The organism is Microbacterium sp. HMWF026 (assembly GCF_003061325.1).
GTDB classification, from domain to species: domain Bacteria; phylum Actinomycetota; class Actinomycetes; order Actinomycetales; family Microbacteriaceae; genus Microbacterium; species Microbacterium testaceum_E.
Genome location: NZ_QAJB01000016.1, coordinates 1 through 10,334, shown reverse-complemented (window position 1 = coordinate 10,334; position 10,334 = coordinate 1). Strand labels below are relative to the sequence as shown.

Here is a 10,334-nt window from a genome sequence, read left to right as displayed (position 1 = left end):
CGGCCGAGCTCTGCGCCCGGGTCCACGAGCTCGCTCAGCAGCGAGGGATCCATGCCGGTGGCAGCCGTGGCATCCGGGTCCGAGGACCACCGCCACGAGCCCTGGTCGATCGGCCACACGCCCTGGTAGTTGCCGGCGGCGTCGCGGAACGCACCGGTGAGACGGTGCGCGATGTACCCCGACGAGGTCGTCACGTGCGCCACATCGGGCGCGTCGACGTGCGGGCGCGCGACCCGCTCGTCCATCCAGCTCAGCAGCGGTTCCGCGAGCGAGCCGTCGGCGCGCAGCAGGGCGCGGCAGAAGCGGATCGTGCAGAGACCGATGCCGACGATCTCGGCGGGGTCACCGTCGAAGCGCTCCATCGCCCGGCGACACGCGCGCACGATCGAGTCCCAGACGTCGTCGTCGGGGTGGACGCTTCGACCGGGGGCGGGCGTCGCGTAGGGCCGCAAGCCCACGCGCGCCTGCGCCCGGACGCGACCCGTCTCGTCGACGACGAGCACCTTCGTCGACTGCGAGCCGTTGTCGATCGCGACGACGACCGGCATCAGCGCCCCAGCGCGAAGATCGTGCCGGGGTTCATGATGCCGTTCGGGTCGAGCGCGGCCTTCATCCGCTTCAGCAGCACCACGGCGCTGCCGTGCTCTTCGTCGGTCCAGGCCGTGCGGTACTTGCCGATGCCGTGGTGGTGCACCATCGACCCGCCCAGGCGCAGCGCCTCTTCGACGACGATGGCGTTGAGCGGCTCGTGGTACTCGGTGATCTCATCGCGGGGATCGCACCGGATGTCGTAGTCGTACACGAAGTACAGGTTCGTGCCGGTCTGGTAGCTGTGCGAGGAGTGCGCGCCGAGCATGGTCAAGTCGGCGGCGCGGGGGAACTCGCGCCGCACGCGGTCCATCACCGACTCGTACAGCTCGACCACGCGCGACCAGTCCACCGACACCTCGGTGGTGTAGCCGAGATGGGCCTTCTCGAGCATCTCGCGCTTCTCGCGGTCGATCTTGTCCTGGCCCCAGTTGAGGTTGTCGAACCACCGCTCGATGAGCGCGTCGTCGACGCGCTCGAGGGGCTTGCCCTCGGCGGCTTCCGCGATGGCCTCGGCGGTCGCCTCGGCGAGACGGCGGGGTCCCTCGGCGACCAGCACGACGACGCTCTTGCCGTCGTGGAAGTGCGCGAAGTGCTGGCGCGCGTCCTCGGGCGAGTACACGCGCGCGACCGAGGGGCGGTAGCCCTGGGTCACCAGCTCGCGCAGCAGCTCGATGCCCGCGCCGAAGTCCTCGGTGACGAAGCCGAAGAAGCGGTTGTTCTCGGGGGTATAGGGCCAGATCTTGACCGTCACCTCGGTCACGAACGCCATCGCGCCCTCGTTGCCGATGATCAGGTGGCGGATGTCGGGACCGGCGGCGCGACGCGGCACGTTCTTGATGCGGGTCACGGTGCCGTCGGCGAGCACGGCCTCGAGCCCGACGACCATGTCCTCGATCCCGCCGTAGAGGGTCGAGAACTGCCCGATCGAGCGCGTGGCGACCAGACCGCCGTACTGCGCGAGCGGCTTGGACTGCGGGGAGTGACCGGTCGTGTACCCCTGCGCGCGGAGCTCGTCCTCGACGCGTTGCAGCCCGGCGCCGCATTGGACGGTGACCATCATGTCGACGGTGTCGACGTTCAGGATGCCGTCCATCCGCGATCCGTCGAGCACGATCGTGTCGGCGATCACCGTCTCGAGGCCGCCCTCGGTCGCGGTGCGGCCGGTGCGCGGCACCACGGCGATCCGGTTGTCGTCGGCGAAGCGCAGCACCCGCGAGACCTCGTCGGTCGAACGCGGATACACGATCGCGGCGGGGAACGGCCCGTCGAAGATGCCGTGAACGGCGGAGTACTTCTTGAAGCGGTCGACGCTGGCGTCGCGCAGCTCTGCCTCGCGGGTGTCGACGGCCTCGGCCCCGAGCAGGTCGGTCAGCCGGGCGACGATGTCGGAACGGGTCAACGGGGAACGGGAATCGGCCATGTCGGTCTTCCTGGATCGGTGGGGAATCGGGTCAGCGCAGCAGGTAGCCGCCGTCGACGACGAGCGTGTGCCCGGTGACGTAGTCGCTGGCGCGGCTGGCGAGGAACACGACCGCGCCCATGAGGTCGGCGGGGTCGCCCCACCGGCCCGCGGGGACGTGGTCGACGATGCGGGCGTTGGCCACGGCATCCGATCGGGTCTTCTCGGTGAGCGCCGTCGCGAAGTACCCGGGCGCGACCGCGTTGACCTGGATGCCGAATCCGCCCAGTTCGTCGGCGTACGCCTTGGTGAACCCGACGATGCCCGCCTTGGATGCCGCGTACGCGGGCGACTGACGCCCGCCGAGGAACGAGAACAGCGAGGCGATGTTGATGATCTTGCCGCGGCGGTTCGGAATCATGACCTCGGCCGCAGCGCGGGCGAAGTCGAAGGCCGCGGTGAGGTTGACCGCGATCATCGGGTCCCACTTGGCGCGGTCGAAGGCGACGACGTCCTCGCTGAGCAGGTTGATGCCGGCCGAGTTGACGAGCACGTCGACCCCGCCGAAGCGCTCGACGCACGCCCGAACGACCCGCTCGGGCTCGCCGGCGGCCGTGATGTCGGACTGCACGAACGCGTACTCGCGCCCGTGCGCCTCGATCAGCCGCGCCGTCTCGCCGTCGTCGTCGGCGAGCGAGGGGACGAACACGTTCGCCCCGGCCGCGGCGAGCGCGACCGAGAACGCGCGGCCGAGTCCGCCGTTGCCGCCCGTGACGATCGCGGTGCGACCGGCGAGAGAGAAGAAGTCGGTGGAGAAGTCGGTGATGTCCATGCGGTCAGGCACTCCGGGAGGCGAAGGGGTCGGCGATGCCGACGTAGACGGTCTCGAGGTATTCGTGGATGCCCTCGGCTCCGCCCTCGCGGCCCAGGCCCGATTGCTTGACACCACCGAAAGGCGCGGCGGGGTTCGACACGACGCCGGCGTTCAGACCCAGCATCCCCGTTTCGAGGCGCTCGGCCAGGCGCAGGCCCCGGTCCAGGTCGCGCGTGTAGGCGAAGCAGACCAGACCGAACTCGGTGTCGTTGGCGAGGCGGACGGCCTCGTCCTCGTCCCGGAAGGTGAGGATCGGGGCGACGGGGCCGAAGATCTCCTCGCGCAAGATGTCGGCGTCGGTCGGCACGTCGACCAGGACGGTCGGCTGGTAGAAGTACCCGGGTCCGGGGATCGCGCTGCCGCCGACGGCGACGCGGGCACCCTGGGCGACCGCCCCCTCGACGAGCGAGGCGACCTTGTCCCGCGTGGCGGCGTCGACCAGGGGTCCCACCGTCGACGACGGGTCGGTGCCGCGCGCGGGCACGAAGGCGCCGATGCGCGCCGCGAAGCGCTCGATGAACTCCTCGGCCACCGACTCGTGCACGAGGAAGCGGTTCGCGGCGACGCACGCCTCGCCGCCGTTGCGCATCTTCGCCAGCACGGCACCGTCGACGGCGGCATCCAGGTCCGCGTCCTCGAAGACGAGGAAGGGCGCGTTGCCGCCGAGCTCCATCGAGACGCGCAGGACCTGCGCGGCCGAGTCGGCGATCAGGCGCTGCCCGACGCCGGTGGAGCCGGTGAACGACAGCTTGCGCAGGCGCGGATCCTGCACGAGCGGGGCGGTGACGGCGCCGGCGTGGGTGGTGGGGATGACGTTGAGCACGCCGTCCGGCAGCCCCGCCTCGCGCAGCACCTCGGTCAGCAGCAGGGCGGTGAGGGGCGTGAGCGCGGCGGGCTTGAGCACCATGGTGCACCCGGCCGCGATCGCGGGGGCGATCTTTCGCGTGGCCATCGCGAGGGGGAAGTTCCACGGCGTGATGAACAGGCACGGGCCCACCGGGCGCTGCACCACCAGCAGGCGGTTGCGGCCGTCGGGGGCGACGGCGTACCGACCCGAGATGCGCGGCGCCTCTTCGCTGAACCAGCGCAGGAACTCGGCGCCGTAGGCGACCTCGCCCCGCGCCTCGGCGAGGGGCTTGCCCATCTCGAGCGTCATGGCGAGTGCGAAGTCCTCGGCGCGCGCGGTGACGATCTCGAAAGCCCGACGCAGGATCTCGGCGCGCTCGCGCGGAGCGGTGCGCCCCCACGACTCCTGCGCGCGATGGGCGGCGGCCAGGGCCGCGTCTCCGTCGGCGACGCTCGCGTCGGCGACCGCGGCGAGGACGTCGCCCGTCGAGGGGTCGATCACGTCGAAGCGGTCCCCGGTGGATGCCGGGCGCCAGGCGCCGTCAATGAAGAGATCGGTGGGCAGCGCGGCGACGAAGGCGCGTTCGTCGGTCATCGCGAGACCTCCGCGGCGGCCCGGGCGCGGCGCAGCGGCTCGCCGAGCAGGTCCTCGTACAGGCGGAAGGGCGCCATCTCGCCGGCGCGCTCGCCGTACATGGCCTTGGCGCGGCGGAACTGCTGGTCGACGAGGCCCGACAGCTCGTACGGCATCCCGACCGAACGGGCCAGGTCGGACGACAGACCGAGGTCCTTGCAGGCGAGGGCGAGGGCGAAGCCCTCGTCGTAGTCGCCGTGGTCGAGGATCGACAGCACGTCGTGCTCGACGAAGTTGCTGTTGGCGGGGCTGGCGACCAGGGCGCGGCGCAGCACCTCGAGGTCGACGCCGGCCTTGACGCCCACCGAGAGCACCTCGGCCGTGGCGATGAGGTGCGAGAACCACAGCTGGTTGATCATGAGCTTGACCGCGTAGCCGGCACCGTGCCCGCCGACGTGCAGGATCCGCTCGGGCTCGCCCATGGCCTCGAACACCTCGCGCAGGCGCTCGACGTCGTCGGCCTCGCCGCCGATGAAGATCTGCAGCGTGCCGTTGGCCGCGCCCACCGACATCCCGCTGACCGGGGCGTCGAGCACGCGCAGGTCGGGGCGCTCGGCGCGGGCCCGCTCGGCGACCTCGGGAACCGAGGTCGACATGTCGACCCAGGTACCGCCCGACGGGAGGGCGTCGAGCAGGCCGTCCGGCCCGCGCAGCACCTGGTCGACGTGCCGGGGCGTGGGCAGCATCGTGATGACCAGGTCGGATCGGGATGCCACCTCTGCGGCGGTGTCGACCCAGACGGCGCCGCGCGCGACGGCGTCGGCCGCCGCCTCGGGGCGGACGTCGGTGACGACCAGGGGGAAGCCGGATGCCTGGAGGTTGCGGGTCATTCCGCTGCCCATGCTGCCCAGGCCGATGAATCCGACGGTGAGTGTGCGCTTCGTCACGGGACCAGTCCTTGAGATCGTGGATCGGGGGCGGTGCGCTCCTGCGGCTCTCGTCTTCGAGCCCGCCAGTGGCGACCGCACGGCCACGATAGGGCCAGGATGCCGTGTGAGCATCCCTTGATGTGAATATGGCAACTGGGTAGGGTTCCGGTCCATGACAGATCCCACGGCGACCCCGCGTCGCAACTCCTCGGGCCTGGCCCGCGATGTCGAGATCCTCGAGATCCTCGGATCCGCAGAGGCGGTCACGGCCGGCGGCCTGGGTGTGTCGAGGGTCGCGCAGATCACCGGCCGCGACAAGGCCGTCGTCTCGCGCACCCTCGCGACCCTGGGCGACGCCGGCCTCGTGGACCGCGACGACAACACGCTGGCGTATCGGCTGGGGGCGCGCCTGTACGCCCTGGCCGCCCTGACTGTCGAGAGCACGCTCACCCGCGAGTCCCAGCCGATTCTGCGCCGGGTCGCCCAGCGCGCCCGCGAGACGACGCACCTGTGCGTGCTGCGCGGCGGCAACGTGCTCACCATCGCGAGCGAGCTGAGCCCGCACGAGTTCCGCACCACCGGGTGGGAGGGCATCACCACCGCCGCGTGGCGGACCCCCTCGGGTCGCGTGCTGCTCAGCGACTGGGACGACGACTCCCTCACCCGCTGGTACGCCGAGCACGGTCAGGACCAGGCGATCGTGGGACCGGTGCCCCCGCACGCGGCGGGTTTCTCGGTGCTGCCGAGCCCGCCCGCCGACCGGCAGGTGGTCTCCGACCTCGACAGCCTGCGCGCCGAGCTCGCCCGCATCCGGGCGAACGGGTACGCGCTGCTCGACGAGGAGCTCGAACTCGGCGTCGTCGGCGCGAGCGCCCCGGTGCGGGATTTCACGGGTCGCATCGTCGCCGCGCTGAACGTCAGCGCGCCCAAGACCCGCATCGGCGATCGCTTGGACGCCCTCGCCCGCTTCGTGGCATCCAGCGCCAAGGATCTTTCTCGAGCCGTGGGCTTCGAGGCGATCACCTCCGGATCGCGGTAATTGCCATATGAACAACAACGGTTGAGGATAAGAACCCCCCAGCCGTACAGTCAGCCGCAGCCGTGAACCGCGGCCCATCTCGATGAGGAGAGGAGTGCGACGCATGTCCGACTTCGACCTCGGCGGACTCCTCACCTTCTGGGGCCGCCGCAGCGACGACATCGCCGAACTCGTGCTCCAGCACGTCGCCGTCGTCGTGCTGAGCATCGCCATCGCCGCCGTGATCGGCATCGCGATCGGCGTCGCCGTCTGGAACCGTCCGGTCTCTCGATCGGTCACGATCGCCGCCGCCGGCGTCGCCCTGACCATCCCGTCGCTCGCCCTGCTGGCCCTGCTGACGCCCGTCCTCGGTCTCGGCTGGACGCCCACGGTGTTCTCGCTCGTGTTCTATTCGCTGCTGCCGATCGTGCGCAACACCGTGGTGGGACTGCGCGAAGTCCCACCCGCGATCATGGAGTCCGCCAAGGGCATGGGCATGTCGCCCGCGCGCATCCTGCTGTCGGTGCAGCTGCCGATCGCCTGGCCGATCATCCTCACCGGCGTCCGCGTCGCCGCGCAGCTCACCGTGGGCATCGCCGCGATCGCCGCCTACGTGGCGGGTCCCGGGCTCGGCCAGTTCATCTTCATGGGCCTGTCGTCGCTCGGTTCGCGCAACGCCCTCAACTTCGCGCTCACCGGAACGCTCGGCGTCATCGTCCTGGCCCTGTTCCTGGACGCCGCCTTCGTCTTCATTACCCGCGTCACCACCTCAAGGGGGCTCCGTGTCTGACACCACCACCACTTCCCGACCGGCCGCCGCGGGCGACTCCTCGGGGGTCGGCATCCGCCTCGAGAACGTGACCAAGGTCTACCCCGGTCAGCCCACCCCCGCAGTCGACGCCTTCTCGATGACCGTCGAGCCGGGCGAGCTCATCATGTTCGTCGGCCCCTCGGGGTGCGGCAAGACCACCACGATGAAGATGATCAACCGCATCATCGAGCCCACCTCGGGCACGATCTCGATCGACGGGCGTGACGTGCTCTCGCTCGACCCCAACGAGCTGCGCCGCCACATCGGGTACGTCATCCAGCAGATCGGCCTCTTCCCGCACATGACGATCGGCGAGAACATCGCGGTCGTCCCTAAGCTCCTCGGCTGGTCCAAGAAGCGCACCGCCGACCGCGTCGAGGAGCTGCTCGAGACCGTGCAGTTGAGCGGAGACTTCGCCCAGCGCTACCCGCGCCAGCTCTCGGGCGGCCAGCAGCAGCGCGTCGGTGTCGCACGCGCCCTGGCCGCCGATCCGCCCGTCATGCTCATGGACGAGCCCTTCGGCGCGACCGACCCCATCACCCGGGAGCGCCTGCAGGCGGAGTTCCTGCGGCTGCAGGAGTCGATCGGCAAGACCATCATCTTCGTCACCCACGACTTCGACGAGGCCATCCGCCTGGGAGACCGCATCGCGGTGCTGTCCGAGCGCAGTCGCATCGAGCAGTTCGACACCCCCGCCGCGATCCTCGCGGCCCCCGCCAACGACTACGTCCGTTCCTTCATCGGCCACGGCGCGGCCCTCAAGCGTCTCGCCCTGATCCCCGTCGGCGAGGCCCCCCTCGGCCCGATGACGGATGCCGGAGCCGTCGCCGTCTCGGTCGCCGACAACCTGCGCGACGCCCTCGACCTGCTCGTGGTCAACGGTTCGCCGACGATCTCCGTCGTCGATCGCGACGGACGAGCGCTCGGTTCGCTCTCCATGGAGCGCATCTCGGCCGCCCTCGGCGTCGAGGTCGCCGACATCTCCCGCCCCGGCGGCGCGCGATGACCACCGTCACCACCGAGACGCAGACCATCGGCGCCGCGCGACTGGCTGCCGCGCGCCGCCAGCGCGGCGGGCGCCGGCTGTGGAAGCGCTTCATCACCCCCGCGGTGGTCGTCGCACTCCTCATCGTCCTGTACCTGTGGGTCTCGTCGCTGCCGCTCGACTCGATCGAGCAGCGCACCCTCAACGCCGACTACCTGTTGCTGCGCATCGGCGAGCACCTCAGCCTCACGGTGGCGGCGTCGGCGCTCGTGGCCGTGCTGGCGATCCCCGTCGGCATCCTGCTGGCGAAGACCCCCTCGCGGACCGTCAAGGCGATCGTGCTGGCTCTGGCCAACATCGGGCAGGCCACCCCCGCCGTGGGCGTGGTGATCCTGCTCGCCATCGTCTGGCAGACCGGCTACACCACCGCGCTCGTGGCCCTCGTGATCTACGCGTTCCTGCCCGTGCTGCGCAACACCATGATCGGCATCGAGCAGGTCGACGGCGCGATCCGCGAGTCGGCGCGCGGCATGGGCATGACGCCCGTGCAGGTGCTCGCCCGCATCGAGCTGCCGCTCGCCGTGCCCGTGATCCTCGCGGGGCTGCGTACCGCGCTCGTTTTCTGCGTCGGCGTCGCGACCATCGCGACCTTCATCAACGCCGGCGGGCTCGGCGACATGATCGTCAACGGACTCAAGCTCCAGCGCTACCCCGTGCTCGTCACCGGCGCCGTCCTGGTCGCCTGCATCGCGCTGCTCATCGACTGGATCGCCGGCGTCGCCGAAGACCTGCTTACCCCCAAGGGCATCTGAGCCCGCACCGTTCCTGCATCACCACCGCACCCACCACACCAAGGAGACACAATGAAGCGTCGTCCGCTTCTCTCGCTGACCGCCGTCGCGGCCCTCGGCGTTTTCGCCCTCACCGCCTGTTCGGGTGGCTCCTCCGGCTCCGGCTCCGCCGCGGGCGGGAGCGACGAACTCGCCGGGCTCACGGGTCAGATCGGCTCGAAGGACTTCTCCGAGCAGTACATCCTGGCCCACATCACCACGCAGCTGCTCAACGCCCGCGGCGCCGATGTCGAGGCCAACACCAAGCTCGTCGGCTCGGCCAACGTGCGTCAGGCCCTCGAGAACGACGAGTTCCTCGGGTACTGGGAGTACACCGGAACGTCGTGGATCACGTACAACGGCAACACGGCCCCGGTCGCCGGCGCCGAGGCGCAGTTCGACGCCACCAAAGAAGCGGATGCCGCCAAGGGCATCGCCTGGCTCGACCCGGCCCCGCTGAACAACACTTACGCCTTCGCGATCCGCGCCGACAAGGCCGAGGAACTCGGGGTCAAGACGCTCTCGGACGTCGCCAAGCTCCCCGCCGACGAGCAGACCTTCTGCATCGAGAGCGAGTTCTCCACGCGCGACGACGGCTGGCCCGGCCTCAAGACCGCATACGGCCTGAACGTGCCCGACTCCAACGTCGCCCTGCTCGACACCGGCGTCATCTACACCGCGACGCAGAAGGGCGATGACTGCAACTTCGGCGAGGTCTTCCAGACCGACGGTCGCATCCCCGCGCTCGATCTCGTGGTGCTCGAGGACGACAAGGAGTTCTTCCCCGTCTACCAGGGCGCCTTCACCATCAAGCAGTCGACCCTCGACGAGTACCCCGCGATCGCCGACGTGATCGCCGAGATCTCGCCGCTGCTGACCACCGAGGAGATGCAGAAGCTCAACGCCCTCGTCGACGTCGACGGCGAGGACCCCGAGGACGTCGCCACCGACTGGCTCACGGAGCAGGGTCTCATCTGATGGCCGTCGACGTGCAGATCGGTGAGAGCTTCGTCGGAGAGGGGGCGCACGCCGCCCACATCAACACGGTGCTCGGGCACCGGGACGGTCCCGCCGGCGTCGCGTGGGCCACGGCCATCGCGACGCCGAGCGCGGGACACGTGCCGTTCGTCGCGGTGCTGCGTCCGTCTCTGCCCGTCAAGCCGCTGACCCTCTTCGTCACCAAGTCGGCGCCTGAGAGCGATGCCCACGGGCTGCTGATCTGGGGTCCGGCGCAGGCGGGGGTGGCATCCGGGATCGCCGATGCCGTCGCCGACGGCGAGATCCCCGCCGACTGGGCCGACACGCACGCGGTCATCGCCGCGGTGTGGGTCAACCCGGCCGCCACCGACGCGGAGCAGATCTACCGCAACAATCGTCAAGCCGCACGCGAGGCGATCCGCAACGGCGCCCGCTCGCTGCCCGCCACCGAGGATGTGCTCGCCGCGCGCACCGCGCCGTCGAACCCGTTCTTCACCCC

General features: G+C 70.4%; 11 protein-coding genes. 6 read left to right on the top strand and 5 right to left on the bottom strand.

The annotated features are described in order from the left end of the window. The 5 genes from DBR36_RS00690 to DBR36_RS00670 all read right to left on the bottom strand — a co-directional run. Window positions 1-548 (bottom strand): FGGY family carbohydrate kinase (locus tag DBR36_RS00690; protein ID WP_258222490.1); only part of this gene is annotated, 548 nt, incomplete at its 3' end. Then, the gene (locus tag DBR36_RS00685) at window positions 548-2,011 is read right to left on the bottom strand and encodes an FAD-binding oxidoreductase (RefSeq protein ID WP_108317119.1); all 1,464 of its coding nucleotides are present in this window, start codon (window positions 2,009-2,011) and stop codon (window positions 548-550) included. The genes DBR36_RS00690 and DBR36_RS00685, both read right to left, overlap by 1 nt. Before the next feature lie 31 nt (window positions 2,012-2,042). Next, the gene (locus DBR36_RS00680; protein ID WP_258222489.1) at window positions 2,043-2,834 is read right to left on the bottom strand and encodes an SDR family oxidoreductase; all 792 of its coding nucleotides are present in this window, start codon (window positions 2,832-2,834) and stop codon (window positions 2,043-2,045) included. Next, a complete protein-coding gene (locus tag DBR36_RS00675; protein ID WP_108317117.1) occupies window positions 2,827-4,305 on the bottom strand; it encodes an NAD-dependent succinate-semialdehyde dehydrogenase in 1,479 nt (492 codons plus the stop codon). Before DBR36_RS00675 ends, DBR36_RS00680 begins: the two co-directional genes overlap by 8 nt. Next, window positions 4,302-5,231 carry an NAD(P)-dependent oxidoreductase gene (locus DBR36_RS00670; protein WP_258222488.1) on the bottom strand — a complete coding sequence of 310 codons (930 nt, stop codon included), beginning with the start codon at window positions 5,229-5,231 and terminating at the stop codon, window positions 4,302-4,304. Before DBR36_RS00670 ends, DBR36_RS00675 begins: the two co-directional genes overlap by 4 nt. Window positions 5,232-5,385: 154 nt before the next feature. Between DBR36_RS00670 and DBR36_RS00665 the strand changes: the two genes are divergently transcribed. The 6 genes from DBR36_RS00665 to fae all read left to right on the top strand — a co-directional run. Continuing rightward, window positions 5,386-6,252: an IclR family transcriptional regulator gene (locus tag DBR36_RS00665; RefSeq protein ID WP_108317115.1), complete on the top strand. Its 867-nt coding sequence runs from the start codon at window positions 5,386-5,388 to the stop codon at window positions 6,250-6,252. 103 nt (window positions 6,253-6,355) lie between these two features. Then, window positions 6,356-7,021 carry an ABC transporter permease gene (locus DBR36_RS00660; protein ID WP_108317114.1) on the top strand — a complete coding sequence of 222 codons (666 nt, stop codon included), beginning with the start codon at window positions 6,356-6,358 and terminating at the stop codon, window positions 7,019-7,021. Then, window positions 7,014-8,048 (top strand): ABC transporter ATP-binding protein, encoded by a 1,035-nt coding sequence (locus tag DBR36_RS00655; protein WP_108317113.1) that lies wholly within the window; start codon window positions 7,014-7,016, stop codon window positions 8,046-8,048. Before DBR36_RS00660 ends, DBR36_RS00655 begins: the two co-directional genes overlap by 8 nt. Then, on the top strand, window positions 8,045-8,839 hold the full coding sequence (locus tag DBR36_RS00650; protein ID WP_108317112.1) for an ABC transporter permease: 795 nt from the start codon (window positions 8,045-8,047) through the stop codon (window positions 8,837-8,839). Before DBR36_RS00655 ends, DBR36_RS00650 begins: the two co-directional genes overlap by 4 nt. A 51-nt stretch (window positions 8,840-8,890) precedes the next feature. Continuing rightward, window positions 8,891-9,835 (top strand): glycine betaine ABC transporter substrate-binding protein, encoded by a 945-nt coding sequence (locus DBR36_RS00645; RefSeq protein ID WP_108317111.1) that lies wholly within the window; start codon window positions 8,891-8,893, stop codon window positions 9,833-9,835. Then, on the top strand, window positions 9,835-10,334 hold a 500-nt coding region (gene fae, locus DBR36_RS00640; protein ID WP_108317110.1), incomplete at its 3' end, for a formaldehyde-activating enzyme. The genes DBR36_RS00645 and fae, both read left to right, overlap by 1 nt.